This is a genomic window from Streptomyces sp. NBRC 110028, from assembly GCF_001417735.1.
In the GTDB taxonomy this organism is placed as follows: Bacteria; Actinomycetota; Actinomycetes; order Streptomycetales; family Streptomycetaceae; genus Streptomyces.
In genome coordinates this window covers 32,392-58,483 of the sequence record NZ_BBUZ01000031.1, presented here as the reverse complement: position 1 = coordinate 58,483, position 26,092 = coordinate 32,392, and the positions used below count along the sequence as shown (strand labels likewise).

Sequence of the window (26,092 nt, the reverse complement as noted above, 5' to 3'; positions counted from 1 at the left end):
GGTGCCCGCCGGGGGCGGGCGAGGGGCCCGGCGGGGGCGGGGGAGCGCCGGACCCCAGGGGAGAAACCGGTTGCCCGCACCGCTAAACTGGCCGCATGGCAATTCTCCTCGTGCATTAGACGGCGTCGGCCCCGCCCGCTGGTCCGTCCCGTCCGCCGTCCACCCTGCCCAGGAGTAATTCCCGTGATCACCGCCTCCGGCGTCGAGCTGCGTGCCGGCGCCCGTGTTCTGATCGAGTCCGCCTCGTTCCGCATCGCCAAGGGCGACCGCATCGGTCTGGTCGGCCGCAACGGCGCCGGGAAGACCACGCTCACCAAGTGCCTGGCGGGCGAGGGCATGCCGACCGGGGGCAGCATCACCCGCTCCGGCCAGGTCGGCTATCTGCCGCAGGACCCGCGCACCGGCGACCTCGACGTCCTCGCGCGCGACCGCATCCTCTCCGCCCGCGACCTCGACTCCGTGCTGCGCAAGATGCGCGAGAACGAGGAGCGCATGGCCAACGGCAAGGGCGCCACCCGCGAGCGCGCGATGAAGAAGTACGAGCGCCTGGAGACGGAGTTCCTGACCAAGGGCGGCTACGCGGCCGAGGCGGAGGCCGCGACCATCGCGGCCAGCCTGGGCCTGCCGGACCGGGTGCTGGGCCAGCCGCTGCACACCCTCTCCGGCGGTCAGCGGCGCCGCGTCGAGCTGGCCCGGATCCTGTTCTCGGACTCCGACATCCTGCTGCTGGACGAGCCGACGAACCACCTCGACGCCGACTCCATCATCTGGCTGCGGGACTACCTGAAGACCTACAGCGGCGGCTTCATCGTCATCTCCCACGACGTCGACCTCGTCGAGACGGTCGTCAACAAGGTCTTCTACCTGGACGCCAACCGCTCGCAGATCGACATCTACAACATGGGCTGGAAGCTCTACCAGGCCCAGCGCGAGGCCGACGAGAAGCGCCGCAAGCGCGAGCGCGCCAACGCCGAGAAGAAGGCCGCCGCGCTCAACTCGCAGGCCGACAAGATGCGCGCCAAGGCCACCAAGACGGTCGCCGCGCAGAACATGGCCCGCCGCGCCGAGAAGCTGCTGTCCGGCCTGGAGGAGGTGCGGCAGTCCGACAAGGTCGCCAAGCTGCGCTTCCCGGACCCGGCCCCGTGCGGCAAGACCCCGCTGACCGCCGAGGGCCTGTCCAAGTCGTACGGCTCCCTGGAGATCTTCACCGATGTCGACCTGGCCGTCGACAAGGGCTCCCGGGTCGTCATCCTGGGCCTCAACGGCGCGGGCAAGACCACCCTGCTGCGGCTGCTGGCCGGGGTCGAGAAGCCGGACACCGGCCAGGTGACGCCCGGCCACGGGCTGAAGCTCGGCTACTACGCGCAGGAGCACGAGACGCTGGATCCGGACCGGACCGTCCTGGAGAACATGCGCTCGGCCGCCCCGGACCTCGACCTCGTCGACATCCGCAAGACGCTCGGCTCGTTCCTGTTCTCCGGCGACGACGTCGACAAGCCCGCCGGAGTGCTCTCCGGCGGCGAGAAGACCCGGCTGGCGCTGGCCACCCTGGTCGTCTCCTCGGCCAATGTCCTGCTGCTCGACGAGCCCACCAACAACCTCGACCCGGCCAGCCGCGAGGAGATCCTCGGCGCGCTGCGCACCTTCACCGGCGCCGTGGTGCTGGTGACCCACGACGAGGGCGCGGTGGACGCCCTCCAGCCGGAGCGGATCATCCTGCTGCCGGACGGGATCGAGGACCTGTGGGGCGAGGACTACGCGGATCTGGTCGCGCTGGCCTGACCGAGGTCGGCCCGGCGCCCGCCCGGCCCGACGCCCGCGCGGCCCGGCGCCCGCGCGGCCCGGCGCCCGCCCGGCCCGGCGCCCGCCCGGTCCGGCGTGTGCCGGGCCGACCTCGGGGCGTCCGGTCCGCTTCCTCCCCGCCTGATCCACTTCCCGTAGATCATTCGGCCTAGGTGTGATCCGTCATCTGAGTGAGAACGGCTGGTATCGCGGCGCGCCGCCCACCACCGGCGCACGGCACGTGCCGCGCGCCGGTCGCTCTCCGTCCAACCTATGGCATAGGGGCCCTGACCTGCCGCTTCTTCGTGGATCAAGAAAGAGTGGCAGGGCGTAAGCCACCGGAATCCTGGATTCCGAAGGCTCGGACGGCGTCATTTCCCGTAATCCTTCCTCCACAGGTCTTGCCGAATGGGTGGCCAGGAAGGCGCGTAGGGGTGATCATGAGAGTCCAGAGCGCACTTCCCATGAGGAGGCACGGGTGGCCGAGACTCTGAAGAAGGGCAGCCGGGTGACCGGCGCCGCGCGCGAAAAGCTCGCGGCAGACCTGAAGAAGAAGTACGACTCCGGTGCGAGCATCCGGGCGCTGGCCGAGGAGACCGGCCGTTCCTACGGATTCGTCCACCGGATGCTCAGCGAATCAGGAGTGTCCCTACGTGGTCGCGGTGGCGCGACGCGAGGCAAGAAGGCCGCATCGGCCTGATCGCGCGTCTCGCGTCAGCGGTTCGTCACCGGCAGCAGGTGTGGACAGTGCCACCCGGTTGATCGTCCCTTTCGACCGGGTGGTTACTGTGCAGTCACTTGTACTGACTGCGGCCGACCGGAGGCTTCCTGTGACCCTGCTCGACAAGGACGGCGTATCGCTCACCGTCGATGACGCGATCGCCACGGTGACCCTGACCAACCCGGCCAAGCGCAACGCCCAGTCGCCCGCGTTGTGGCGGGCGCTGGCGGAGGCGGGGTCCCTGCTGCCCGGCAGCGTGCGGATCGTCGTGCTGCGCGCCGAGGGCGTGTCCTTCTCGGCAGGTCTCGACCGGCAGGCGTTCACCCCCGAGGGATTCGAGGGCGAGCCGTCCTTCCCGGACATGGCCCGCCGCCCGGACCCCGAGCTGGACGCGATCATCGCCGCCTACCAGGACGCGTTCACCTGGTGGCGGCGCAACGACATCGTGTCCATCGCCGCGGTGCACGGCCATGCGATCGGCGCCGGCTTCCAGCTCGCCCTCGCCTGCGACCTGCGCGTGTGCGCGGAGGACGCGCAGTTCGCGATGCGCGAGACCAGCCTCGGGCTGGTGCCCGACCTGACCGGCACCCACCCACTGGTCGGGCTCGTGGGATACGCCCGGGCGCTGGAGATCTGCGCGACCGGGCGCTTCGTCCACGCCGAGGAGGCCGAGCGCACCGGCCTCGCCAACCTCGTGGTGCCCGCCGCCGAGCTGAACGGCGCCGTCCAGGACCTGGCCGCGGCCCTGCTCGCCGCCCCCCGGGACGCGGTGGTCGAGACCAAGGCGCTGCTGCGGGGCGCCGCGGACCGTACGTACGACGAGCAGCGCGCCGCCGAGCGCGCCGCCCAGGCCCGCCGCATCCGCGACCTGGCCGGCCTGGCGGACTAGGCACCCCCTCGGCACCCCCTGGGCGCCGCACCGTCTCACGTCACCCGCAGCAGCTCCCGCGCCGGCGTCGGCACCGCCTCCAGCACCAGCACCGCGAGATCGTCGTCGACCGGCTCGGTGCCGAAGTCATGGGCGGCCCTGCGCACCCGCTCCGCGATGGCCTTGGCGCCGAGCCCGGCGCAGCCGCGCAGGATCTCGGCCAGGCCGTCGTCGTCGTCCAGCTGCCGGTTGCCGTCCCGCCGCTCGGTCACCCCGTCGGTCACGCACAGCAGCGTCTCGCCCGGTGCGAGGTCCAGGCAGTCGGCGTGGAAGTCGGGCTCGTCGTCGATGCCCAGCAGCATCTGCGGCAGCGCCGCCGGCGTCACCGTGCCGTCGGTGCTCAGCCGCAGCGGCAGCGGGTGCCCGGCGCTGGCCAGGACGCAGTGTGCGCCGCCCGACTCGGGGTCGGGCTCCAGCTCGCCGTAGAGCAGGCTGAGGAAGCGTGACCGGGCCTGATCGCCGCCGAGGGACGTGGCCTCCGCCTCCTCCTCCACCAGGGCCTGGTTGAGCCGGGTGAGCACCGACTCCACGCCATGGCCCTCGCGGGCCAGCAGCCGCACCAGATGGCGGGCCAGGCCGGTGATGGACATCGCCTCCGGGTCGCTGCCGCAGACGTCGCCGAGCAGGAAGCACCAGCGGCGGCCGCCCATCGGGAACAGGTCGTAGAAGTCGCCGCCGACCGTCTGGCCCTCGCCGTGCGGCTCGTAGACGATCGCGGTCTCCACGCCCGGGATGTGGGCCAGCGAGATCGGCAGCTGACGGCGCTGCAGCGCCCGGCTGATGGTGGCCTGCTGGGTGTACTGCCGGGCGGTGGTCACGGCCTGGGCGATCCGCCGCGCCACGTCGTCGGAGAGCCGCACCACGCCCTCGGTCATCTGCGCCACCCCCGCCCGGCCCAGCAGCAGCACCCCCTGGCCGCGGCCCCGGGCGATGAGTGGGAAGATCAGCGCGGTGCCACCCGTGCCGAAGGGGTCGGCGGCCTCGGGCCAGGGCCAGGGGGTGCCGGGGGCGCTGAGCCCGCTCGGCGGCGGATCGCGCTCCAGCGCGGCGCGGAGCGCCTCGATGCGGCGTTCGTCGTTGTGCCAGACCCGGCGCAGCTCCGGTCTGCCGTTCTCGCCGTTCAGCCACACCGCGCACCAGTCGGCGAGCCGGGGCACCAGCAGCTGCCCGGCCAGGGCGGCGACCATGTTCTCGTCCAGCTGTCCGGTGAGCAGTTCGCTGGCCTCGGCGAGGAACGACGGCCCGCCGCGGTCGGCCCAATCGGCGGTCCGGTCGGCCCGCCCGCGCGGCGCCACGGGGGCGCGGGGCACGGCGGCGAGCGGCGCGCGGGCGGGCGTCCCGGCGGGTACGGAGTCGACCTGGCCCGGCGCCGTCTCGGTGCCCAGGCGGAACCACACCGACTTGCGGGTGCGGTGGTACGTCACGCCCCAGGACTCGGCGATCGCGCCGATCAGCTGGAGGCCGCGGCCCCGGCCGTGGCGCTGGGTGTCGGGACCGCCCAGCACCACGCTGGCGGGGTGCAGATCGGCGACCTCGATGACGATGCCCGGGCGGTCCGGCGGCTCGGCCGAGGCGTCGCCGGAATCCTCCGGCCCGTTCCCGGCCCGGACGCGGCAGGTGACCTCGACCCGGGTGCCCGCGTGCAGGACGGCGTTGGTGACCAGCTCGCTCACCAGCAGCACCGCGTCCTCGGTCACCCGCGTGCCGATCGCGTCCGGTCCGAGGATCTGGGCCGCGGTCCGCCCCGCGAGGGTGGTGCGGACGAACGCCCGCGCCGCCCCTGGCGCGCGCACGCTTCCGGGCAGCGTCGTCCGGGCAACGGACTCGCGCGAGAGAGGAAGCAGAACTCCCACGTGCGGCTCCAGGGCAATTAGGGCGTATTAGGCCATCTAGGTGCCATATTATGACAGACGTAGGGATATCTAATGATCTTTTAAAGGGCGGCGCCATGGCACGCGAGCCGAATCCCACGGAGTGCACAACCGAGCTGAGGTCCATGCTGGCGGCGATGAACGCCTTGTGCGACGGCGACTTCACCGTGCGTATGGACGGCTCGGCCGAGGGAGTGCTCGGCGAAATGGCCGGCACGTTCAACCAGCTGGTGGCGCGCAACGCCCACCTGGCCTCCGAACTCCAGCGGGTCCGCCGCGAGGTCGCGCGCCAGGGGCGGCTCGACGAGCGGCTGACCGCGAGCCCCGGCCAGGGCGCGTGGGCGACCAGCGTGGACGACGCCAACCAGCTGGTCGACGCGCTGACCGGCCCGGTGTCCAACGCCACCCGGGTGCTGGACGCCATCGCCGAGGGCGATCTGACCCGGCGGGTGGACCTGCACGACGGCAACCGTCAACTGCGCGGCGATCTGCGGCGGCTGGCCCGTGGCGTCAACCGTACGGTCGATCAGCTGTCGCTGTTCACCGGCGAGCTGACCCGGGTGGCCCGCGAGGTCGGCACCGAGGGACGCCTCGGTGGCCGGGCGAAGGTCCAGGGGCTGTCCGGGGACTGGCGCGAGGTGACCGAGGCCGTCAACACCATGGCCTCCCGGCTGACCAGCCAGGTCCGCGACATCGCCGTGGTGACCACGGCCGTGGCCCGCGGTGACCTCACCCAGCAGGTGACCGTCGAGGCCACCGGTGAGCTGCTGGAGCTGAAGCTGACCGTGAACACGATGGTCGACCAGCTGCGCGCGTTCGCCGACGAGGTGACGCGGGTGGCCCGTGAGGTGGGCACCGAGGGCGAGCTGGGCGGCCGGGCGCAGGTCCGGGGCGTGTCCGGGGTGTGGAAGGACCTGACGGACAACGTCAACTTCATGGCGGGCAACCTGACCAGTCAGGTCCGCAATATCGCCCAGGTGACCACGGCGGTCGCCACCGGTGACCTCTCCCAGAAGATCACCGTGGACGCCCGGGGCGAGATCCTCCAGCTCAAGAACACCGTCAACACGATGGTCGACCAGCTGTCGGCGTTCGCCGACGAGGTGACGCGGGTGGCCCGCGAGGTGGGCACCGAGGGCCGGCTCGGCGGCCGCGCCCAGGTCCGCGGCGTGTCCGGGGTGTGGAAGGACCTCACCCAGAACGTCAACTTCATGGCCGACAACCTGACCAGTCAGGTCCGCAACATCGCCCAGGTGGCCACCGCGGTCGCCGAGGGCGACCTCAGCAAGACGATCGGCGTGGAGGCCAAGGGCGAGATCCTGGAGCTGAAGTCGACGATCAACACCATGGTGGACCGGCTGTCGTCCTTCGCCGACGAGGTGACGCGGGTGGCCCGCGAGGTGGGCACCGAGGGCAACCTGGGCGGCCAGGCGCAGGTCCGCGGCGTGTCCGGGGTGTGGAAGGACCTGACCGAGAACGTCAACTTCATGGCGCTCAACCTGACCAGTCAGGTCCGCAACATCGCCCAGGTGACCACCTCGGTCGCCAACGGCGATCTGTCCAAGCAGATCACCGTCGACGCCCGGGGCGAGATCCTGGAGGTGAAGGACACCGTCAACACCATGGTCCACCAGCTCCGGGCGTTCGCCGACGAGGTGACCCGGGTGGCCCGCGAGGTGGGCACCGAGGGCCAGCTCGGCGGCCGGGCCCAGGTGCCGGGCGCGTCCGGGGTGTGGAAGGACCTGACGGACAACGTCAACTTCATGGCGGGCAACCTGACCAGTCAGGTCCGCAACATCGCCCAGGTCGCCACCGCGGTCGCCCAGGGCGATCTGTCCAAGAAGATCGACGTGGACGCGCGCGGCGAGATCCTGGAGCTGAAGACGACCATCAACACGATGGTCGACACGCTCTCCTCGTTCTCCTCCGAGGTCACCCGCGTCGCCCGCGAGGTCGGCAGCGAGGGCCGCCTCGGCGGCCAGGCCCGGGTCGAGGGCGTCTACGGCACCTGGAAGCGGCTGACCACCAGCGTCAACGACCTCGCCCTCAACCTCACCACCCAGGTGCGCGCCATCGCCGAGGTCGCCTCCGCCGTCGCCCAGGGCGATATGTCCGGATCGATCTCGGTCGAGGCCCAGGGCGAGGTCGCCGAGCTGAAGAACAACGTCAACCTCATGGTCGCCAACCTGCGAGAGACCACCCGCGCCAAGGACTGGCTGGAGTCCAACCTCGCCCGTATCGCCTCCCTGATGCAGGGCCACCGTGATCTGGTCGAGGTCGCCGACCTGATCCTGCGCGAGCTGACCCCGCTGGTGAACGCCCAGTTCGGAGCGTTCTTCCTGGGCCAGCCCGGTGTCCAGCCGGGCGAGGGCCTGAAGCTGATCGCCGGATACGGCACCGAACAGGACGACGGACCGCTGCCGGCCACCGGCACCCCCGGTCGGGGGCTGGTCGCCCAGGCCGCCCTGGAGAAGAAGCGGATCCTGATCAACAACGTCCCGTCCGACTACATCACCATCAACTCCGGACTCGGCTCCGCGCTCCCCACCAGCGTCGTCATCCTGCCGATCCTGTACGAGGACCAGGTGCTCGGCGTCATCGAGCTGGCCTCCTTCGGCCGGTTCAGCGAGGTCCACCTCGCCTTCATCGACCAGTTCGTCAACACCATCGGCGTCTCGATCAACACCATCATCGCCAACGCCCGCACCGAGTCGCTGCTGTCCGAATCCCAGCGGCTCACCACCGAGCTGCGGCAGCGCTCCAACGAGCTGCAGCGCTCCAACGCGGAGCTGGAGGAGAAGGCCGCGCTGCTGGCCACCGCCTCCCAGTACAAGTCCGAGTTCCTGGCGAACATGTCGCACGAGCTGCGCACCCCGCTCAACTCCCTGCTGATCCTGGCCCGGCTGCTCGCCGACAACGCCGACCAGCGGCTGTCGCCGCAGGAGGTGCAGTTCGCGACCACCATCCACCGCTCCGGCTCCGACCTGCTCCAGCTGATCAACGACATCCTGGACCTGTCGAAGATCGAGGCCGGGCGGATGGACGTCCGTCCGAAGAAGCTGCCGCTGATGAAGCTGCTCGACTACGTGCACGCCACCTTCCGGCCGCTCGCCATCGACCGCGGCCTGTCGTTCGAGATCGCCGTCGGCGAGGACGTACCGCGCGAGCTGTACTCCGATGAGCAGCGGCTCCAGCAGATCCTGCGCAACCTGCTCTCCAACGCCCTGAAGTTCACCTCCTCGGGCGGGGTGAAGCTGCACGTGGAGCGGGCGGCCGGCGGGGAGTTCCAGGAGGAGACGCTGCGCACCGCGGACGCGGTCGTCGCGTTCGCCGTCCGGGACACCGGCATCGGCATCGCGCCCGAGAAGCTGCCCGTGATCTTCGAGGCGTTCCAGCAGTCCGACGGCACCACCAGCCGCAAATACGGCGGCACCGGCCTCGGCCTGTCCATCAGCCGGGAGATCGCCGGAATGCTGGGCGGCCGGATCGTCGCCGAGAGCGAGCAGGGCGTCGGCTCCTGCTTCACGTTCTACGTCCCCGCCCACTACGTCGGAGTCGTCCCGCCGCCCGATGTGTCCGACCCCCGGGCCACCGGCGCCACCGTCCCCGCGGCCCCGCCCACCAGGGACGAACCGCTTCCGGACACCGCCGACCACGCGCCCAGCGGGGTGTTCGGCGACCAGAGCGGCGTGACCGGCGACCGCGGCTCCCTGGCCGGTCTGCTGGCCCCCCGGGACGGCGACGGAGCCGGGGACGGCGACGGGGAGGGCGGGGCGCCGGCGGACGCCCCCCGGCTCCAGGAGTGGCAGTGCGGCCGCCCCGGCCGGGTACTGACCGGCCGCCGCATCCTCATCGTCGACGACGACATCCGCAACGTCTTCGCGCTCACCCATGTGCTGGGCCGGGTCGGCATGACCGTGAAGTACGCGGAGAACGGCCGCGAGGGGCTGGACGTCCTGCACCGCAACCCGGATGTGTCCCTGGTGCTGATGGACGTGATGATGCCGGAGATGGACGGCTACGAGACGATCCGCGCCATCCGCGGCACCCCCCGGCTCGCCGATCTGCCGATCATCGCCCTCACCGCCAAGGCCATGCCCGGCGACCGCGAGAAGGCCCTCGAAAGCGGCGCCAACGACTACGTCCCCAAGCCGGTGGACGTCGACCGGCTGATGTCCACGGTCTGCGATCTGCTCGACCCGCAGGGCGCGCCGGTCCCGGGAGAACCGGTGGAGACCGCGGAAGCCGATGAGCCCGCCCGGAGCGACGGGGAGCCCGGGGACGAGACGGCCGGCCCGGACGCGGAGACGCGCCCGCCGACGCCGAGGCAGGGGGAGTCATGAGCGCCGCCGCACCCGACCGTGCCGGAATCCTCATCGTCGACGACATGGAGGAGAACCTGATCGCGCTGGAGGCCGTCCTGGGCCCGCTCGAGCACCGGCTCGTCCGCGCCCACTCCGGTGAGGAGGCGCTGAAGGCGATGCTCCGGCAGGACTTCGCCGTCGTGCTGCTCGATGTCCTGATGCCGGGCATGGACGGCTTCGAGACCGCCGCCAACATGAAGCGTCTCGAGCAGACCAAGGACGTCCCGATCATCCTGCTGACCGGCACCGACACCGATTCGGACTACCCCTACCGGGGCTATGCCATCGGCGCCGCCGACTTCCTCACCAAACCCATCGACCCCTGGCTGCTGCGGACCAAGGTCAACATCTTTCTGGATCTGCACCGCAAGAACCTCCAGCTCGCCGCCCAGGCCGAGCAACTGCGCCGGCAGCTGGCCGGTCAGCCGGACCCCTCGGGCGAGCGGCTGGAGCGGGTGTCCGCACAGCTCGCCCGCACCGCGGAGGCGCTGTGCGAGAACACGGGCGGTGAGGAAGCGTCCGAACTGGTCGACTGCGTCACCGAGCTGGCCCGCACCGTGGAGGAACTGCGGGCCGCCCGCCAGGCCTGCCAGGACCGATGACGGATGCGCTACGGCGCCGCCGCGTCCCGCCCCGCCCCCGGTGGCACGTCGTCGTCCCTCCCTGGCGGCGCGGCCGACATCGCCCGGGTGCAGTCGATCAGCGCCTGCCGCAGCTCCCCGCGCCGGTCCTCGGTCAGCCCGCCGAGCATCCGCTCCTCCAGCAGCCGTACCTGCTCGTCGTAGGCGCGCAGCGCCTCGCGCCCCCGGTCGCTGAGACTGATGAGCAGCACCCGGCGGTTGGCCGGATCCCGGCGGCGCTCGATGAACCCCCGCTCCTCCAGCGTCTGGACCATCTCGTGCATCGTCTGCGGCTTGACGAACGAGCGGCGTGCGAGCTGGGCCGAGGACAGCCCGTCCCGGCGCTCCAGGACGGTCAGCGCCGTGTACTGCAGCGTGGTCAGGCGATACGGGCGCAGCAGCGCGTCCAGATGCGCCCGTATTGCCTGTTCCAGCCGTTTCACCAGGTAGAGCGTGCCGACCTGGTCCAGCTGCGCGGTGTCGGACGGCTCGGAAGTGGTCATTCGGCCATCTTGCCCGACCGGTGACCGGGGACGGCGTCCGGCCGCTGCTCCGCCCATTGACACCCGACCTCCCGGAGTGCTCCACTCACCATCAGAATCAGGAACCCTGATGATACTCGTGGAAGGATCCCAGCCCATGGAGCTGACCGGGAAGACCGCCGTGGTCACCGGCGCGGGGCGCGGCCTCGGCCTCGCCTACGCCCGTGCCCTGGCCCGGGCGGGCGCCCGCGTGGTCGTCAACGACGCCGACGCCGCCACCGCCGAACAGGCCGTCAAGGTCATCACCGACGAGGGCGGCACGGCGGTCGCCGCGCCCGGCGCGGTCGGCACCAGCGAGGTCGCCGACGCGCTGGTGGAACGCGCGGTCGAGGCGTTCGGGCGGCTGGACGTCCTCGTCACCAACGCGGGCATCCTGCGCGACCGGGTGCTGTGGAAGATGACCGACGAGGACTTCGACGCGGTCCTCGGCGTCCACCTCAGGGGCACCTTCACCTGCGCCCGCGCCGCCGTCCGGCACATGCGCGAGCGTGGCGGGGGCGGCCGGCTGATCCTCATCGGCTCACCCGCCGGACAGCGCGGCAACTTCGGGCAGACCAACTACTCCGCCGCCAAGGCGGGCATCGTCGGCATGACCCGCACCTGGTCGATGGAGTGCGCCAAGGCCGGGATCGGCGTCAACGCGGTGATCCCCGTCGCCGCGACCGCCATGACCGCGACCATCCCCGCCTTCGCGCCGTACGTCGAGGCGTACGAGGAGCGCGGTGAACCGCTGCCCGGCTGGCTGCGGCAGGGCGAGGGCTTCGGCACCGCCGACGATGTCGCCGGGCTCGTGGTCTTCCTCGCCTCGGACGCCGCCGACGGCATCACCGGGCAGGCCATCGGCGTCGGCGGCGACCGGCTGACCCTGTGGACCCATCCCGAGGAGCGGTCGGCGGTCTACCGCGAGGGCGGCTGGGACGCGGACGCCATCGCGGGCGTCTGGGGTACGTCGCTGGGCCGGCACCCGGAGGGCGTGGGCATCCCCGCGCCCGTGTTGGAGCCGAAGAGCCCCGGGAGCACGGAGGAGGCCGGGCGGTGAACCTCGACGACCTCGTCGCCATCGACGTCCACACCCACGCCGAGATCTCGGCCGACGGCCACTCCTCGCTGAGCGGTGAACTGGCCGAAGCCTCCGCCGCGTACTTCAGGACCCACGGCGCCCGGCAGCCCACCATCCCCGAGCTGGCCGCCCACTACCGCGAACGCCGCATCGCCGCCGTCGTCTTCACCGTGGACGCGGAGACCGCCACCGGCCATCCGCCGATCGGCAACGAGGAGGTGGCCGCCTCCTGCGCCGAGCACGCCGACATCCTCATCCCGTTCGCCAGCGTCGACCCGTGGAAGGGCCGGGCGGCGGTGCGGGCGGCGCGGCGGCTGGTCGAGAGCCACGGGGTGCGCGGCTTCAAGTTCCATCCGTCCCTCCAGGCGTTCCACCCGAACGACCAGCGGTTCTACCCGCTGTACGAGGCGATCCAGGAGCTTGGGGTGCCCGCGCTCTTCCACACCGGGCAGACCGGGATCGGCGCGGGCGTGCCCGGGGGCGGCGGAATCCGGCTGAAGTACTCCAACCCCATGGACGTGGACGATGTCGCCGTGGACTTCCCGGACCTGCCGATCATCCTGGCCCATCCGTCGTTCCCCTGGCAGGACGAGGCGCTGGCCGTCGCCACACACAAGCCCAACGTCTTCATCGACCTGTCCGGCTGGTCGCCGAAGTACTTTCCGCCGCAGCTGGTCCGCTACGCCAATTCGCTGCTCAAGCACAAGGTCCTGTTCGGCTCCGACTATCCGGTGATCGACCCGGACCGATGGCTGGCCGACTTCGGCGAACTCGACATCAAACCCGAGGTTCGGCCGCTGATCCTCAAGGACAACGCGGCGCGGCTGCTCGGCCTCACGAAGGAGTGAGCGAAAGATGCTGGAACAAGGCATCGGCCGGGGTGCGGGAGAGGGCGTCGGATCGTGGCCGCGACGCCGGGCCCGCAAGACCCCCGGGCGGATCGCGATCGTCCACGGGGACGACACCCAGACCTACCGGGAGCTGGACGCGACCGTCACCCGGTTCGCCCGGGCCCTGCGGGCGCGCGGGATCCGGCGCGGCGACCGCGTCGCCTACCTCGGCCCCAACCACCCCTCGTTCCTCCACGCACTCTTCGCCACCTGCGCGGTGGGCGCCGTCTTCGTACCGCTCAACACCCGGCTCGCCCCGCCCGAACTGGCCTACATGCTGAACGACTCCGGCGCGCGGCTGCTCCTCCACGACGCGCGCTGCGCCCGGACCGCCGCGGAGGCGGGCGCGGGCATCGCGGTGGCGGTCGACGAGCTGGCCGAGGGCGATGGTGACCATGGGCCGGACGAGGTCATGGGCGCCGACGATCCGTGCATGATCATGTATACGTCCGGCACCACCGGCCGGCCCAAGGGCGCCGTCCTCAGCCACGCCAACATCACCTGGAACAGCCTCAACGTCCTGGTCGACACCGATCTCGCCTCGGACGAGATCACCCTCGTCACCGCGCCCCTCTTCCACACCGCCGCGCTGAACATGACCTGCCTGCCGACCCTGCTCAAGGGCGGACGCGTGGTGATAGAGCCTGGCTTCGACGCGGAACGCATGCTCGACCTGATCGAGAGCCAGGGCGTGACCTGCCTCTTCGGAGTCCCCACCATGTTCGCGGCGGTCGCGGAGTCGCCGCGCTGGGCGACGGCCGACCTGTCGTCCGTGCGCACCCTGATGTGCGGCGGTTCCCCCGTCCCCAAGGCGCTGATCGACGTCTATCTGCGCCGCGGCCTCTCCTTCATCCAGGGATACGGGATGACCGAGGCGTCACCGGGGACGCTGCTGCTCGACCGCGAGATGAGCGAGGCGAAGGCGGGCTCCGCGGGCGTACCCCACTTCTTCACCGACGTCCGGCTGGTCCGCTCGGACCTGACCGGCGAGACGGAACCCGGCGAGCCCGGCGAGATCCTGGTGCACGGCCCCCATGTGATGCGCGGCTACTACGGCCTGCCGGACGCGACCGCGAACGCGCTGCTGGAGGGCGGATGGTTCCGCTCCGGGGACGTGGGAGTGCGGGACGAGGACGGCTATGTGTTCATCGTCGACCGCGTCAAAGACATGATCATCTCGGGCGGTGAGAACATCTATCCCGCCGAGGTGGAGAACGCCCTGTACGACCACCCCGATGTCGTCGAATGCGCCGTCGTCGGCATGCCGGACGCCCGGTGGGGCGAGGTCGGCAAGGCCGTCGTGGTCCTCCGGGCGGGAGCCACCGCCGATCCGCGGGGCCTGCTCGACCACCTCGCGGGCCGCCTCGCGAAGTACAAGGTGCCGAAGACGGTCGAGTTCCGGACCGCGCTGCCGCGCACCGCCAGCGGGAAGATCCGCAAATCCGCCCTGCGCTGACGAGACCCACCAGCCTCACCGAACGATAGGGAGACCTCGCGTGCCCACGACCGTGAACAGTTTCGACGAGCTGAAGCAGCTGGCCGGACAGCACCTCGGCCACAGCCGGTGGCACCGGATCGAGCAGGACCGGATCGACACCTTCGCCGACGCCACCGATGACCACCAGTGGATCCACGTCGACCCCGAGCGGGCCAAGGACGGCCCCTTCGGCGGCACCATCGCCCACGGCTATCTCACCCTGTCCCTGCTGATCCCGCTGTGGGGCGAGATCCTCGACCTGGGCGGCGTCCGGATGGCCGTCAACTACGGCCTCAACAAGGTGCGGTTCCCGGCGCCGGTACCGGCCGGTGCCAGGATTCGGGCCGGGGCGACCCTCGTCTCCGTCGACGATCTCGGGGACGGCGGCGCCCAGGCCGTCATCGACCTGGTGGTGGAACAGGACGGCGGCGACAAGCCGTGCTGTGTCGCCCAGGCGGTGCACCGCTACCACTGGTGAGGCCGGACGGGGGAGGGCCGGCCGCCGTCGTCCACGGCGGTGACCAGGACGGCCACCGTCGCCGGGGGCGGCGCGGTGGCCGCGAGCGCCCCGCGCACCGCGCGGGCCACGTCCACCGCGCGGTGCCCCGGGGCCACGGCCAGCTCCACCCGGACGTGCCGTCCCTCGATCCGTACCGCCTGGTGGCTCAGCACCGGGGCGAGCCGGGCCACACCGGGTACGGCCGTGACCGCGGCGGTGATCGCCGAGCCCTCGTCCTCCCGGTCCTCCCGGTCCTCCGGGACCCCTCGGTCCTCCGGCTGCCCGGTGGGTGACGGTTCCGGCTCCGGAACCTCGTCCAGCACGTCCGTCACCCGCAGGTCCACGGTCTCCACCGCCAGCCCGAGCCGGTCCGCGGCCGCGCCCAGCAGGACCCCGCGCAGCCGGTCGGCCGTCACCGGCAGCGGCCGGTCCGCGGTCGCCGCGAACTCCGCCTCGACCCGCAACGCCCCCGGCGGCAGCGCGCTCGGCGGGGCCGGAACCGCGGGCGGCGCGGCGGCCTGCGGATCGGCCAGGGCGATCCGGAGCGCGCCGAGACGCACCCCGGGCAGGGCGTCGGCGGCCCGGCGCAGCACGGCGTCCGCCGCGCGCTCGGTCAGCCAGGCGCCGTCCCCCGGCCCGCCCAGGGGGAGGAGGCGGCCGAGCCGCAGCTGCTGCCGTACGGCTTGTGCGAGCCGGTCGGTGACCATGCCTGAATGATGCACAAAATGCGCATTACGGGCCAATCAGCTTTAGTGTGGCAAGTAGGGCGAACGGAGAGGAGGGTGATCGGTGATGTCCGAGACCGCGCCACGCAACCGGCCACAGACCCCCGCCACGGAGCCGTCCGCCGGTACGCCGAAGACCCTCGGCGGAGGCCGCGGCGTCGACCCGGGAGCGCGCGGCCGCACCACCATCGCCGACGGTGTGGTCGAAAAGATCGCCGGAATGGCCGCCCGCGATGTGGTCGGCGTCCACACCATGGGCGGCGGGCTCGCCCGCACCTTCGGCGTCGTGCGCGACCGGGTGCCCGGTGGCGGCAAATCGGTCTCCCGCGGCGTGAAGGCCGAGGTGGGCGAGGTGCAGACGGCCCTCGACCTGGAGATCGTGGTGGAGTACGGCGTCTCGATCACCGAAGTCGCCCGGGCCGTACGGGAGAACGTGATCACGGCGGTCGAGCGGATGACCGGACTTGAGGTCGTCGAGGTCGACATCGCGGTCAGCGATGTGAAGTTGCCGGATGAGGAAGAGGAATCGCCGGAGCCCAGGCTGCAGTAGCCGCGGTAGCGGCTCCGGTTGGCTCCAGCAGGGGAGCACACGATGAGCATGGCCGTGATCGGGATGATCGCGGGGATGGCGCTGGCTTTCGCCGGATACTTCGGTGGTTTCGGGGCCTTTCTGCTGGTGGCGGCGTTGGGTGCCGTCGGCTTCGTCGCGGGCCGGTTCCTGGACGGGGATCTGGAACCCGGCGAGTTCTTCCGCACCCGCGACCGTGGCGAACGGCGGCGGTGACGGTGCGCCGTGAGTGAGCCGGATGAGCCGAGTGAGCCGAGTGAGCCGAGCGAGCAGCGTGAGCCGGATGAGCGGGGTGAGCGGGGTGAGCGGGGCGCGACCCGGATCGCGGACCGCGTCGTCGCGAAGATCGCCTCGCGCGCGGCGCGGGAAGCGCTCGGCGGCGAGCGCGGGCTCCTGCCCTACGCGGTCGTCGCGGTCCGCGCGGGCGCCGCGCGCGTACGCGTCGCCGTCGAGCTGGGCTATCCCTCCGACCTCGGCGCGCAGTGCGCGGCGGTACGGCGTCATGTGGCGACGCGGATCGGCGAACTGACGGGCATGGAGGTGCCGGACGTGGCGGTGACCGTGGAACGGCTGCACTCACCGCGGCTGGAGCGGGGGACGGTGCGATGAGCGCCACCGGTCGCTTCTGGTCGGCCCGGCGCGTACCGGCCGCTCTGACCGCGCTGGTCCTGCTCGGCGCGCTCGGGCTGCTCCTGTACGACATCGCCTCCGAACGCACCGGCCACCCCGTGATGGAGTGGCGGCGCTGGCTCGCCGGCCAGCTCGCCACGCGTCCGCTCGGCGACGGCTGGATCGTCGGGATCGCGGTGGCCCTGGTCGTGCTGGGCGTGTGGATGGTCGCGCTGGCCGTCACCCCGGGCCTGCGCGCGCTCCTCCCGATGAGCGACGACGGCAAGGCCGCCCTCCGGGCCGGGATCGACCGCACCGCCGCCGGGCTGATGCTGCGCGACCGGGCGATGGCCGTGCCCGGCGTACGGGCCGTACGGGTCGACGTCGGCCGCCGCCGGATCAGGGCCCGCGCCCAGGCGCACTTCCGCGACCTCGACGACGTACGGGCCGACCTGCTGACCGTCCTCGGAGACGGCATCCGGCAACTCGGGCTCGCCCGGCGCCCGGGGCTGTCCGTCCGCGTACGGCGACCGGCGAGGTGACGGGCGCGTGCGGATCGTGAACCGGGTGCTGCTGGGGATCCTGGGCCTGGCCGTCGCGTGCGCGGGCGCGGCGGTCCTGATCGCCGGCCGGCGTTCCCCCGACGCCGTCCTGCTCACCCGCGCGGACCGGGTGCGCTGGCGTGACGAGGACTGGTGGTGGCCCGGCGTCATCGCGGCGCTGAGCGTGCTGGTGCTGCTCGCGCTGTGCTGGGCCCTGGCCCAGCTGCGGCGGCGCCGCCTGGACGACGTCCTCGTACCGATGGACGACGGCTCCGGCGCGTCACTGCGCGGCCGCGCCCTGGAGGCCGTCCTGAGCGCCGACGCGGAGTCCCTGCCCGGCGTCACCCGCGCCCACGTCCACCTCCACGGCCGCCGGGCCGCCCCCAGGGCCAGGGTGCGCCTGGTCCTGACCGCGGGGGCGGAACCGGCGGCGACCCTGCGGTCCCTGGAGACCGAGGCCCTGACCCCCGCCCGCACCTCAGCGGGCCTGCCCCACCTCCCGGCGGAAGTCCACCTGCGCGCCACCCCCCACGCCCCGGAGCGAGCCCACTAGGCCCTGTCCGGCGGATCTCCGCGGGCCCGCGACGCCTGGCGCGGCACCTCGCCGCGTTGTCGGGATCGCCCGAGTACGACCCGGTACGAGGACGACCCTCCGCCCTGCGACGCACCACACCAGACGCCGCGGGCTGATCCACGAAGATCCGCCGGACAGGACCTGGGCGCGCGGTGCGCGGTGGGGGAAGACCTCCACCGTCACCAGCCGTGGAGCGCGCCCCCGTCCACCGGGAGCATCAGCCCGGTCAGGTAGGAGGCCGCGGGGGAGAGGAGGAACGCGGCGGCCTTGCCGAATTCGTCGGGCTTGCCGTACCGCCGCAGCGGAATCGCCGCGCTGTGGCGTTCGCGCGCGGCTTCGGCGTCACCGGAGAGGCCGTCCAGCTCGCGGACCCGGTCGGTGTCGACGCGGGCCGGGAGGAGGCCCACGACGCGGATGCCACGCGGGCCGAGCTCCAGCGAGAGGTTCTTGGCGAAGCCCGCGAGCCCGGGGCGGAGACCGTTGGAGACGGTGAGGCCGGAGACGGGCTCGCGGACGGAGCCGGAGAGGACGAAGCCGATCACACCGCCGGGGGTGAGTTCGGCGGCGGCGGTGCGGGCGAGCCGGACGGCACCGAGGAAGACCGAGTCGAAGGCGGCCTGCCACTGGGCGTCGGTGATGTCGGCGGTGGGCCCGGCGGGCGGCCCGCCGACGCTGATGAGGATGCCGTCGAAGCGGCCGAACCGCTCGCGGGCGGTGGCGATGAGGCGTGCGGCGGCGCCGGGGTCGGCGTTGTCGGCGGCGACGCCGACCACGTCGGGGCCGAGATCGGCGGCGGCCGCGGCGGCGGTGTCGGCGTCGCGGCCGGTGATGACGGCCTTGGCGCCGTCGGCGACCAGTTCGGCCGCGGCGGCGCGGCCCAGCCCGCGGGTGGCTCCGGTGACGATGTACACGCGGTCTTTGAGTCCAAGATCCATGGGGTCAGTCTGCCTGGGGCGTGTCCGCGAGGGTAAGGGCGGTCCCCACCAGTCCGATGTGGCTGAAGGCCTGGGGGAAGTTGCCGAGCAGCCGGTCGGCCCCGGGGTCGTACTCCTCGGCGAGGAGACCCACGTCGTTGCGCAGCGACAGGAGCCGGTCGAACAAGGCGGAAGCGTCCCGGTGGCGGCCGATGAGGTGGAGGGCGTCGGCGAGCCAGAAGGAGCAGGCGAGGAAGGCGCCCTCGGTGCCGGGGAGGCCGTCGGAGGTGTCGTCGGTGGAGTAGCGGCGGATGATTCCGTCGTGGCTGAGCTCGCGGCGGACCGCGTCGACGGTGCCGATGACGCGGGGGTCGTCGGCGGGGAGGAAACCGACGCGCGGGATGAGGAGGGTGGCGGCGTCCAGCGCGGTGGAGCCGTAGGACTGGGTGAAGGTGTTGCGGGAGGCGTCGTAGCCCTTTTCGCAGACCTCGCGGTGGACCGCGTCCCGCATGGCCCGCCATCGGCCGGTGTCGCCGTCCAGGTCGGGGTGGGATTCGATGGTGCGGACGGCGCGGTCGGCGGCGACCCAGGCCATGACCTTGGAGTGGACGAAGTGGCGGCGGGGGCCGCGGACCTCCCACAGGCCCTCGTCGGGGTCCTGCCAGGCGGATTCGAGGAAGTCCATGAGGGCGCTCTGGATCTTCCAGGCGTGCGGTTCGGGCGCCATGCCGTGGGCGCGGGCGAAGAAGAAGGAATCGAGGACTTCGCCGTAGACATCGTGCTGGCGCTGGGTGACGGCGCCGTTCCCGACGCGGACGGGGGAGGAGTGGCCGTACCCCTCCAGCCAGGGCAGCTCGTGTTCGGGGAGGCGCCGCTCACCGCCGAGACCGTACATGATCTGCAGTTCGGCGGGGTCGCCGGCGATCGCGCGGAGCAGCCAGTCGCGCCAGGAGACGGCCTCTTCGCGGTAGCCGGCGGAGAGCAGGGCGTTCAGGGTGAGGGTGGAGTCGCGCAGCCAGCAGTAGCGGTAGTCCCAGTTGCGCACCCCGCCGAGCCGTTCGGGCAGCGAGGTGGTGGGGGCGGCGACGATGCCGCCGGAGGGGGCGTAGGTGAGCGCCTTGAGGGTGATGAGGGAGCGCACGACGGCGTCCCGGTAGGGGCCCCGGTAGGTGCAGCGGGCGGCCCAGGCGCGCCAGTCCTCCAGGCTGGACCGCAGGGCCTCGTACGGGTCGAGGAGGCGGGGCCGGGGCTCGTGGGAGGGGTGCCAGGTGAGGACGAAGGCGACCCGGTCCCCGGCGGAGACGGTGAAGTCGGAGCGGGTGCTGAAGTGCTCGCCGTAGGTGTGCACCTCCGGCTCGGAGCGCAGCCATACGGAGTCGGGCCCGGCGACGGCGATGCGGTGGCCGTCGGTGCGCCGCACCCAGGGGATGACGTGCCCGTAGTCGAAGCGCAGCCGCAGGACGCCCGCCATCTCGACGCTGCCGGAGACGCCCTCGACGATGCGGATGACGTCGGGCGCGCGGTCGCGCTGCGGCATGAAGTCGATGACCTTGACGGTGCCGGTGCCGGTCTCCCAGACGGATTCCAGCACCAGGGAGTCGTCCAGGTAGGCGCGGCGGGTGCAGGCGCCGGCGCCCTTGGGGGCGAGCCGCCAGTGGCCGTTGTCCTCGTCGCCGAGCAGGGCGGCGAAGCAGGCGCCCGAGTCGAAGCGGGGCAGGCAGAGCCAGTCGATCGAGCCGTCGCGGCTGATCAGGGCCGCCGTCTGGTGGTCGCCGATGAGCGCGTAGTCGTCAATGTCCTGTGCCACGTCGGGCACCTTCCCGGGGAGCGGGAAGGCTAGTCCGTATTGGCGGCGGCGGGGGTCTTCCCGGGGCTCCGCCCGGTGTTCCCGCTGGCCCCGGTGTTCCCAGCGGCCCCGGTGGCCTGGGCGGCCTGGGCGGCTTGGGCGGCTTGGTCGCGGCGCTCCCGGCGGGCCAGGACGAACCAGCCGAAGGGCACTCCGGCGGAGAACATCCACCACTGGACGGCGTACGCCATATGGGGGCCGATGTCGCTGTGCTCCGGCTCCGGCACCGGGTCGGGCTGCTTGCCGCCCTTGGGGGAGGACGAGGTCAGCTCGATGTAGCCGCCCAGGACGGGGCGGCCGAGCGCCTTGGCCTGCTCCTCGCTGTTGATCAGCATGACCTGGCGCGGCGGCAGGCCCCGCTTGTCCTTGATGCCGCTGTCCGCGCTGGTCTCGTCGGCCTTGAGGCGGCCGGTGACGGTGACCTTGCCGCGGGGGGCGGCCGGGACGTCGGGGAACTTGGTGAGGTCGGCCCCGGCGGGGATCCAGCCCCGGTTGACCAGGACGGCCCGCTTGCCCTCGATCAGCGGGGTGAGGACGAAGTACCCGATGCTCTGCTCGTCGGAGCCGGTGCGCTGGCGGACGACGACCTCATGGGCCGTGTCGTACGTCCCGGTGGCGGTCACCGTGCGGAAGGTGTCGTCGCGGGGGACGGTGCGGCCGGGGGCGGTGAGCTTGTCGACGGGGACGGCGGGGGCGCCGAGGTTGTTCCCGATCAGCTGGTTCTGCGCGACCTTGGCCTCGTGGCGGTGCAGCTGCCAGAAGCCCAGCCTGATCATGGTCGGGATCAGTGCGAGCCCGATCAGCGTGAGAATCACCCACTGCCGGGTCAACAGGAAGCGGTACACGTCCTTGACCCTACTCGGCGTGGATTGTCCCCCGGCCCCGGGGGGCGCCGGACGACAATCCACGCATCCGGCCCGGGGGTCATACCTTGTCGACGATGCCCACCTTCCCCTCCGCGCGGGAGCAGTGGGCGCCGCAGTAGTAGTGGCCGTCCACCTCGACCCCCTGGCCGATGATCTGGCACCGGCAGTGCTCACAGATGGGCGCCATGCGGTGGATGGCGCAGGAGAAGCAGTCGAAGACGTGCACATTGCCCTGGGCGTGCACCTCGAACGTCATGTTGTAGTCGTTTCCGCAGACCTCACAGCGTGCCATGGGCCACAGCGTGCGGGTCCGGGCGACGGCGGGCGAGCGGTGGGCGGGCGCGTCGCGCGGACTTCACCTGATTGTCGGCTCGGCGGGGATGACGTCGAGGAGGAGCTGGGTGAAGGCGGCCTCGTCGACGATGGGCGTGCCGAAGGAGCGGGCCTTGACGGTCTTGGAGGTGGACGCGTCGGGATCGTTGGTGACCAGCAGGCTGGTGAGCCGGGACACGCTGGTCGCCACGTGCAGCCCTGCCTCGACCGCCCGGTCCTCCAGCAGCTCCCGGTCGACCGAGGTGTCCCCGGAGAACGCGACCCGCATGCCCTGGGTCAGCAGCCCGCCCGGCTGGTAGCGCCCCGGATTGGGGTAGGGGCAGGCGGGGCGCTTGCGGCTGGGGCGCCAGCTCTGCTGCCGGTACGAGCGCTGGGCGCCGATCCCGCGGGACGGCGGGTCCGTCCATTCGGTGAGCGGCTGACAGGCCAGCAGGGGCAGCCGCAGCCCGGTCCCGGCGGCCCGGTGGAGGCTCGGCCGGAACGTCTCGGCGAGCACCCGCGCGTCGTCCAGCGCGTGGTGGGCCCGCTCCTGGACGACCCCGTAGTGCGCGGCCAGCGTCTCCAGCTTGTGGTTGGCCAGCGGCAGCCCCAGCTCCTTGGAGAGGGCGATGGTGCACAGCCGCTGGCGCACCGGCGCCTCGGTCCCGGACCGGGCGAACTCGCGGGCGATCATCGCCCAGTCGAAGGCGGCGTTGTGCGCGACCAGGACGCGGTCGGCGAGGCGTTCGGCGAACGCGGCGGCGATGTCGGGGAAGAGCGGGGCGTCCTCCAGGACCTCCCGGGTGAGGCCGTGGATCCACACCGGGCCCGGATCGCGCCGCGGGTTGACGAGCGTGTACCAGTGGTCCTGGACCGCGCCGCGGGCGTCGAGCTGGTAGACCGCGGCGGAGACGATCCGGTCGTCGCGGGCGAGGCCGGTGGTCTCGACGTCGACCACCGCGTACCCCTGCGGATAGGCCTCCGGCCACGAGGGTGTTGACGCGGTTCGCGGGGCGGCTGCCGTGGGGTCTTCGAGCATGGTCCATGAGGATACGGGCCGGGGCCGACAGCCCGGGTGGCCGGGCCCGTGCCGATACGTTCCGTCAGTCGACCGGTGCGGGCTCGTTGTTGACATCGCGTCTATCATACTTGTTGGTAACTACCTCTGGCGGCGGAGTGGAACCGGCTCTATGTTGCCGGTATGCCGCATTTGCCCAACGCCGTGCTGTGGTCGATACCCGCCTTCGTGCTGCTCGCCGTCGTGGAGATGGTGAGTTACCGCCTGCGCCCCGAGAGGGACGCCGCGGGCTACGCGGCCAGGGACGCCGCGACCAGCGTCACCATGGGGCTCGGCAGCCTCGTCTTCGACCTGGTGTGGAAGATCCCGATCGTGGCGGTCTACTCCGCGGTGTACGAACTCACCCCGCTGCGCGTCCCGGTGGAGTGGTGGACGCTGCCGCTGATGCTGCTCGCGCAGGACTTCCTCTCCTACTGGTCGCACCGCGGGCACCATGTGATCCGCCTCCTGTGGGCCTGTCATGTGGTGCACCACTCCAGCCGCAAGTTCAACCTCACCACCGCGCTGCGGCAGCCGTGGACCACCTGGACCGTATGGCCGTTCTACCTACCGATGATCGTGCTCGGCGTGCATCCGGCCGCGGTCGCGTTCTGCTCGTCGGTGAACCTCGTCTACCAGTTCTGGATCCACACCGAGCGGATCGGCACCCTCCCGCGCCCCGTCGAGTTCGTCTTCAACACGCCGTCGCACCACCGTGTCCACCACGCCTCCCAAGGGGGCTATCTGGACCGCAACTTCGGCGGGATCCTCATCGTCTGGGACCGGCTCTTCCGGTCGTTCGTCCCCGAGACCCGGCGTCCGGTCTTCGGGCTCACCAAGAACATCGACACCTACAACCCGCTGCGCGTGGCCACCCATGAGTACGCGGCCATCGCCCGCGACATCGCGGCGGCCCGCGACTGGCGCGAGCGCGCCGGGCGGGTCTTCCGCGGACCGGGCTGGGCGCCCGCGGCGACGCCCGCCACCGCGGCCGAGGGGGAGCGCGAGCCGGAGCGCGCCGTATGAGCGCCGCGCGCGCCCTGCGCGGGCTCTTCGCGCTGCTGGTCGCCGCGCAGCTGGGCGCGCTGCTCGCCGGCGCCACCACGCTCGTCCAGCTGACGAAGCCCGCCCTGATGCCGGTCCTCGCGGCGTACGTCCTGCTGCGCGGCGGGCCGCGCCCGCTGGTCGCCGCCCTGCTGTGCGGCTGGGGCGGGGACGTCTGGCTGCAACTCGGCGGCGACACCGCCTTCCTCGCCGGGATGGGCTGCTTCGCGGCCGGGCACCTGTGCTACCTCGCCCTGTTCGCGCGCTCCGGGCGGCCGCGTACGGTGCCGTGGGTGGCGGCCGGTTACGGCGCCGGGTGGCTCGGCGGCACGGCCGCGCTGTGGCCCGGGCTCGACCCGGCCCTGCGCGCCCCCGTCGCCGCGTACGGCCTGCTGCTGACGGCGATGGCCCTGGGCGCGCTGCGGGCGGGACGGGCGACCGGGCTCGGCGGGGCGCTGTTCCTGCTCTCCGACGGGCTGATCGCGGCCGGTCTCGCCAACTGGCCGCGGCCTCCCGTACCCCAGTTCTGGATCATGGCCACCTATGTCGCCGCGCAGTATCTGCTGACCGACGGGCTGCTGCGCCGCGCCGCCCGCGAAGCACCGCTCAGGGCGCTTCCGGCAGCCGCCTGAGCCGGACGGCCGGGCCCCGGGATACGCGCACGGGCCGCCGGGCGGAAGCGCTGCCCGGCGGCCCGTACATCCTGTCAGCGGGTCACTTGCGGACCGCGTCCAGGGCGTCCACGATTCCGGCCCCGTAGAAGCCGTTGTAGCCCTTGCCGCCCTCGCACACCGCGTCGATCTCGCCGTCGCCGTCGATGTCGTACGACGTCGGGCAGGCGGTGTCGTCGGCCCCGGCCTTGAGCAGGGCCTTCACCATCGCGGCGGAGGCCTTCGGGTGGGTGCTCTTGATGAGCGCCGCGACGCCCGCCGCGTGCGGGGAGGCCATCGAGGTGCCCGCCATGTAGCCGTACTTGCCGCCCGGGAGGGTGTTGTAGATCCGGCCGTCCTCGGCCGGGGGCGCCGGCTTCTGGTACGCGGTGCTGTCGCCGCCGGGGGCCGCGACGTCGATGACCCCGAGCCCGTGGTTGGAGAACGACGACTTGAGCCCCTTGGCGCCGGTCGAGGCGGTGGTGACGACGCCCGGCAGCTGGGTCGGGATGTCCAGGCAGGTGCTGGGGTCCACCACCCGCTCACCGGGGGTGGTGTCGTTCGGGCTGGAGGTGTCGGTGATCTTGTCGGAGGTGAGGTCGTAGTTCTCGTTGCCCGCCGCGGCGACGTTGACCACGCCCTTGCGCTCGGCGTACGACGAGGCCCGGCGCACCGCGTCGACCAGGGCCTTCTGGTCCGGGTCGCCGGTGCAGTTGAAGTACCACGGGTCGGTGTAATAGCTGTTGTTGGTGACGTCGACGCCGTGCTCGGCGGCCCACACGAAGCCGCACACGACGGCCTCGGTGTAGAAGAACCCGGCGGTCGTGGACACCTTGATGCCGGACACCTTGACGCCCGGGGCGACCCCGGTGACGCCGATGCCGTTCTTCGCGGCGGCGATCTCGCCCGCGACATGCGTGCCGTGCGGGCTCTCCTCGGCGCTCGGCCGCCAGGCGCCGTCGGCGGTGTTCGGCTTGCCGGACACGCAGTTGACCGAGGCCTTGCGGTCGAAGTTGGGGGCGAGGTCGGGGTGGGTGTCGTCCACTCCGGTGTCGATGACCCCGACCGTCACGTCGCGGCTGCCGAGGGTCTTCTCGTGGGCCTTGTCCGCCTTGATGGCGGGCAGGTCCCACTGCAGCGGCTCCAGCGGGTCCTGACCGGCCTTGGCGCGGGCCGCGACCGCCTTGCGCTCCTTCTCGCCCAGCAGCTTCGGGGTGCCGACGTCGCCGGTGGACTGGGCGGGCAGCGGCGCGGTGCGGGTGGCACCGGCGGAGGCGACGCCACGGACCGTACGGAGGGTTTTGGCGAAGTCCGGGTTGGCCGAGTGGGCGACGATCACGCCGATCCGGTCGTACGAGACGACCACCGTGCCGCCGGCCCCCTTGATGGCCTTCTCGATCCGCGCGCTGTCGTGGTGGCCCGGGCGGACGTTGACGACATAGCTGAGCGACGGGCCGTCGGCGGCCGCGGCGGACGGGGCGGCGGGCTGGTGGTTGTCCTGCCCGGTGGCGCCCGCCGAGGTCGGCAGGAACGCCAGCGCGCCGGTGAGCGCCAGGGCGGCGGGTACGGCGACGGCACGCGGCGTCAGCCCCCGCGACCCGGAAGGCGCCATTCGCTTAAGGGAACTCATC

25 protein-coding genes are annotated in these 26,092 nt (G+C 72.2%); 16 read left to right on the top strand and 9 right to left on the bottom strand.

Annotation, left to right across the window (positions count from 1 at the left end; genetic code table 11):
* The first annotated feature begins 183 nt into the window (after nucleotides 1-183).
* From ASC60_RS23410 to ASC60_RS23400, 3 genes are all read left to right on the top strand, one after another.
* Nucleotides 184-1,782, top strand: a complete 1,599-nt coding sequence (locus ASC60_RS23410) for an ABC-F family ATP-binding cassette domain-containing protein (protein WP_055554098.1) — start codon at nucleotides 184-186, stop codon at nucleotides 1,780-1,782.
* Nucleotides 1,783-2,260: 478 nt separating this feature from the next.
* Nucleotides 2,261-2,482 carry a helix-turn-helix domain-containing protein gene (locus tag ASC60_RS23405; protein WP_009718933.1) on the top strand — a complete coding sequence of 74 codons (222 nt, stop codon included), beginning with the start codon at nucleotides 2,261-2,263 and terminating at the stop codon, nucleotides 2,480-2,482.
* 130 nt (nucleotides 2,483-2,612) lie between these two features.
* On the top strand, nucleotides 2,613-3,392 hold the full coding sequence (locus ASC60_RS23400; RefSeq protein WP_107097143.1) for an enoyl-CoA hydratase/isomerase family protein: 780 nt from the start codon (nucleotides 2,613-2,615) through the stop codon (nucleotides 3,390-3,392).
* Nucleotides 3,393-3,427: 35 nt separating this feature from the next.
* Here the strand turns inward: ASC60_RS23400 and ASC60_RS23395 are convergent, their stop codons facing one another.
* The gene (locus ASC60_RS23395; RefSeq protein ID WP_055554096.1) at nucleotides 3,428-5,284 is read right to left on the bottom strand and encodes a SpoIIE family protein phosphatase; all 1,857 of its coding nucleotides are present in this window, start codon (nucleotides 5,282-5,284) and stop codon (nucleotides 3,428-3,430) included.
* A gap of 95 nt (nucleotides 5,285-5,379) precedes the next feature.
* Here ASC60_RS23395 and ASC60_RS23390 point away from each other — a divergent pair, with 95 nt between their 5' ends.
* Nucleotides 5,380-9,645: a HAMP domain-containing protein gene (locus tag ASC60_RS23390; RefSeq protein WP_055554095.1), complete on the top strand. Its 4,266-nt coding sequence runs from the start codon at nucleotides 5,380-5,382 to the stop codon at nucleotides 9,643-9,645.
* The gene (locus tag ASC60_RS23385) at nucleotides 9,642-10,268 is read left to right on the top strand and encodes a two-component system response regulator (RefSeq protein ID WP_055554093.1); all 627 of its coding nucleotides are present in this window, start codon (nucleotides 9,642-9,644) and stop codon (nucleotides 10,266-10,268) included. The genes ASC60_RS23390 and ASC60_RS23385 overlap by 4 nt, the downstream gene beginning before the upstream one ends.
* Nucleotides 10,269-10,276: 8 nt before the next feature.
* Here ASC60_RS23385 and ASC60_RS23380 read toward each other — a convergent pair whose 3' ends face one another.
* Nucleotides 10,277-10,789 (bottom strand): MarR family winged helix-turn-helix transcriptional regulator, encoded by a 513-nt coding sequence (locus ASC60_RS23380; protein WP_055554091.1) that lies wholly within the window; start codon nucleotides 10,787-10,789, stop codon nucleotides 10,277-10,279.
* Between the two features lie 136 nt (nucleotides 10,790-10,925).
* Between ASC60_RS23380 and ASC60_RS23375 the strand changes: the two genes are divergently transcribed.
* From ASC60_RS23375 to ASC60_RS23360, 4 genes are read left to right on the top strand one after another with little or no spacing between them, the layout of a single operon-like run.
* Nucleotides 10,926-11,867 (top strand): SDR family NAD(P)-dependent oxidoreductase, encoded by a 942-nt coding sequence (locus ASC60_RS23375; protein ID WP_055554415.1) that lies wholly within the window; start codon nucleotides 10,926-10,928, stop codon nucleotides 11,865-11,867.
* The gene (locus ASC60_RS23370) at nucleotides 11,864-12,736 is read left to right on the top strand and encodes an amidohydrolase family protein (RefSeq protein WP_055554090.1); all 873 of its coding nucleotides are present in this window, start codon (nucleotides 11,864-11,866) and stop codon (nucleotides 12,734-12,736) included. The genes ASC60_RS23375 and ASC60_RS23370 overlap by 4 nt, the downstream gene beginning before the upstream one ends.
* Before the next feature lie 7 nt (nucleotides 12,737-12,743).
* Entirely contained in the window at nucleotides 12,744-14,234 is a 1,491-nt protein-coding gene (locus ASC60_RS23365; protein ID WP_055554088.1) for a long-chain fatty acid--CoA ligase, read from the top strand.
* 40 nt (nucleotides 14,235-14,274) lie between these two features.
* A complete protein-coding gene (locus ASC60_RS23360) occupies nucleotides 14,275-14,733 on the top strand; it encodes a MaoC family dehydratase (RefSeq protein WP_055554086.1) in 459 nt (152 codons plus the stop codon).
* Here ASC60_RS23360 and ASC60_RS23355 read toward each other — a convergent pair.
* A complete protein-coding gene (locus tag ASC60_RS23355) occupies nucleotides 14,721-15,461 on the bottom strand; it encodes a hypothetical protein (protein ID WP_055554084.1) in 741 nt (246 codons plus the stop codon). The two genes, ASC60_RS23360 and ASC60_RS23355, sit on opposite strands and share 13 nt — an antisense overlap.
* Before the next feature lie 85 nt (nucleotides 15,462-15,546).
* Between ASC60_RS23355 and ASC60_RS23350 the strand changes: the two genes are divergently transcribed.
* The 5 genes from ASC60_RS23350 to amaP all read left to right on the top strand — a co-directional run bounded on the left by ASC60_RS23350 (nucleotide 15,547) and on the right by amaP (nucleotide 17,751).
* Complete coding sequence (locus tag ASC60_RS23350; RefSeq protein ID WP_055554082.1) at nucleotides 15,547-16,029, top strand: Asp23/Gls24 family envelope stress response protein; 483 nt, start codon at nucleotides 15,547-15,549, stop codon at nucleotides 16,027-16,029.
* Between the two features lie 42 nt (nucleotides 16,030-16,071).
* Nucleotides 16,072-16,263, top strand: a complete 192-nt coding sequence (locus ASC60_RS23345) for a hypothetical protein (RefSeq protein ID WP_055554080.1) — start codon at nucleotides 16,072-16,074, stop codon at nucleotides 16,261-16,263.
* A gap of 105 nt (nucleotides 16,264-16,368) precedes the next feature.
* A complete protein-coding gene (locus ASC60_RS23340; protein ID WP_055554414.1) occupies nucleotides 16,369-16,656 on the top strand; it encodes a hypothetical protein in 288 nt (95 codons plus the stop codon).
* Nucleotides 16,653-17,198: a DUF6286 domain-containing protein gene (locus ASC60_RS23335; protein WP_055554078.1), complete on the top strand. Its 546-nt coding sequence runs from the start codon at nucleotides 16,653-16,655 to the stop codon at nucleotides 17,196-17,198. The genes ASC60_RS23340 and ASC60_RS23335 overlap by 4 nt, the downstream gene beginning before the upstream one ends.
* 7 nt (nucleotides 17,199-17,205) lie before the next feature.
* Nucleotides 17,206-17,751, top strand: coding sequence for an alkaline shock response membrane anchor protein AmaP (gene amaP / locus ASC60_RS23330; protein ID WP_055554076.1), 546 nt, complete (start codon nucleotides 17,206-17,208; stop codon nucleotides 17,749-17,751).
* A gap of 200 nt (nucleotides 17,752-17,951) precedes the next feature.
* On the opposite strand, the gene ASC60_RS23325 is transcribed toward amaP, so the two are convergent.
* The 5 genes from ASC60_RS23325 to ASC60_RS23305 form a co-directional block, all read right to left on the bottom strand.
* Entirely contained in the window at nucleotides 17,952-18,707 is a 756-nt protein-coding gene (locus tag ASC60_RS23325) for an SDR family oxidoreductase (protein ID WP_055554075.1), read from the bottom strand.
* A 4-nt stretch (nucleotides 18,708-18,711) separates the two neighbouring features.
* Nucleotides 18,712-20,493: a glycoside hydrolase family 15 protein gene (locus tag ASC60_RS23320; RefSeq protein WP_055554073.1), complete on the bottom strand. Its 1,782-nt coding sequence runs from the start codon at nucleotides 20,491-20,493 to the stop codon at nucleotides 18,712-18,714.
* A 29-nt stretch (nucleotides 20,494-20,522) separates the two neighbouring features.
* Nucleotides 20,523-21,377, bottom strand: a complete 855-nt coding sequence (locus tag ASC60_RS23315) for an SURF1 family protein (protein WP_055554071.1) — start codon at nucleotides 21,375-21,377, stop codon at nucleotides 20,523-20,525.
* A 79-nt stretch (nucleotides 21,378-21,456) separates the two neighbouring features.
* Nucleotides 21,457-21,690 (bottom strand): hypothetical protein, encoded by a 234-nt coding sequence (locus ASC60_RS23310; RefSeq protein WP_055554069.1) that lies wholly within the window; start codon nucleotides 21,688-21,690, stop codon nucleotides 21,457-21,459.
* Between the two features lie 63 nt (nucleotides 21,691-21,753).
* A complete protein-coding gene (locus ASC60_RS23305) occupies nucleotides 21,754-22,749 on the bottom strand; it encodes a DEDDh family exonuclease (protein WP_055554067.1) in 996 nt (331 codons plus the stop codon).
* Between the two features lie 162 nt (nucleotides 22,750-22,911).
* Here ASC60_RS23305 and ASC60_RS23300 point away from each other — a divergent pair, with 162 nt between their 5' ends.
* The gene (locus ASC60_RS23300; protein ID WP_055554065.1) at nucleotides 22,912-23,793 is read left to right on the top strand and encodes a sterol desaturase family protein; all 882 of its coding nucleotides are present in this window, start codon (nucleotides 22,912-22,914) and stop codon (nucleotides 23,791-23,793) included.
* Nucleotides 23,790-24,443 carry a lysoplasmalogenase gene (locus ASC60_RS23295; RefSeq protein WP_055554063.1) on the top strand — a complete coding sequence of 218 codons (654 nt, stop codon included), beginning with the start codon at nucleotides 23,790-23,792 and terminating at the stop codon, nucleotides 24,441-24,443. The genes ASC60_RS23300 and ASC60_RS23295 overlap by 4 nt, the downstream gene beginning before the upstream one ends.
* Nucleotides 24,444-24,525: 82 nt before the next feature.
* Here ASC60_RS23295 and ASC60_RS23290 read toward each other — a convergent pair whose 3' ends face one another.
* Nucleotides 24,526-26,073, bottom strand: a complete 1,548-nt coding sequence (locus ASC60_RS23290; RefSeq protein ID WP_055554062.1) for a S8 family serine peptidase — start codon at nucleotides 26,071-26,073, stop codon at nucleotides 24,526-24,528.
* Nucleotides 26,074-26,092: the final 19 nt, after the last annotated feature.

Bases quoted from the DNA above. Each gene is read 5' to 3' on its own strand.
- ASC60_RS23290 (WP_055554062.1), bottom strand. From the start codon at position 26,073: ATGGCGCCTTCCGGGTCGCGGGGGCTGACGCCGCGTGCCGTCGCCGTA.
- ASC60_RS23310 (WP_055554069.1), bottom strand. From the start codon at position 21,690: ATGGCACGCTGTGAGGTCTGCGGAAACGACTACAACATGACGTTCGAG.
- ASC60_RS23335 (WP_055554078.1), top strand. From the start codon at position 16,653: ATGAGCGCCACCGGTCGCTTCTGGTCGGCCCGGCGCGTACCGGCCGCT.
- ASC60_RS23365 (WP_055554088.1), top strand. From the start codon at position 12,744: ATGCTGGAACAAGGCATCGGCCGGGGTGCGGGAGAGGGCGTCGGATCG.
- ASC60_RS23300 (WP_055554065.1), top strand. From the start codon at position 22,912: ATGCCGCATTTGCCCAACGCCGTGCTGTGGTCGATACCCGCCTTCGTG.
- ASC60_RS23375 (WP_055554415.1), top strand. From the start codon at position 10,926: ATGGAGCTGACCGGGAAGACCGCCGTGGTCACCGGCGCGGGGCGCGGC.
- ASC60_RS23390 (WP_055554095.1), top strand. From the start codon at position 5,380: ATGGCACGCGAGCCGAATCCCACGGAGTGCACAACCGAGCTGAGGTCC.
- ASC60_RS23385 (WP_055554093.1), top strand. From the start codon at position 9,642: ATGAGCGCCGCCGCACCCGACCGTGCCGGAATCCTCATCGTCGACGAC.
- ASC60_RS23325 (WP_055554075.1), bottom strand. From the start codon at position 18,707: ATGGATCTTGGACTCAAAGACCGCGTGTACATCGTCACCGGAGCCACC.
- ASC60_RS23345 (WP_055554080.1), top strand. From the start codon at position 16,072: ATGAGCATGGCCGTGATCGGGATGATCGCGGGGATGGCGCTGGCTTTC.
- ASC60_RS23355 (WP_055554084.1), bottom strand. From the start codon at position 15,461: ATGGTCACCGACCGGCTCGCACAAGCCGTACGGCAGCAGCTGCGGCTC.
- ASC60_RS23350 (WP_055554082.1), top strand. From the start codon at position 15,547: ATGTCCGAGACCGCGCCACGCAACCGGCCACAGACCCCCGCCACGGAG.
- ASC60_RS23380 (WP_055554091.1), bottom strand. From the start codon at position 10,789: ATGACCACTTCCGAGCCGTCCGACACCGCGCAGCTGGACCAGGTCGGC.
- ASC60_RS23295 (WP_055554063.1), top strand. From the start codon at position 23,790: ATGAGCGCCGCGCGCGCCCTGCGCGGGCTCTTCGCGCTGCTGGTCGCC.
- ASC60_RS23305 (WP_055554067.1), bottom strand. From the start codon at position 22,749: ATGCTCGAAGACCCCACGGCAGCCGCCCCGCGAACCGCGTCAACACCC.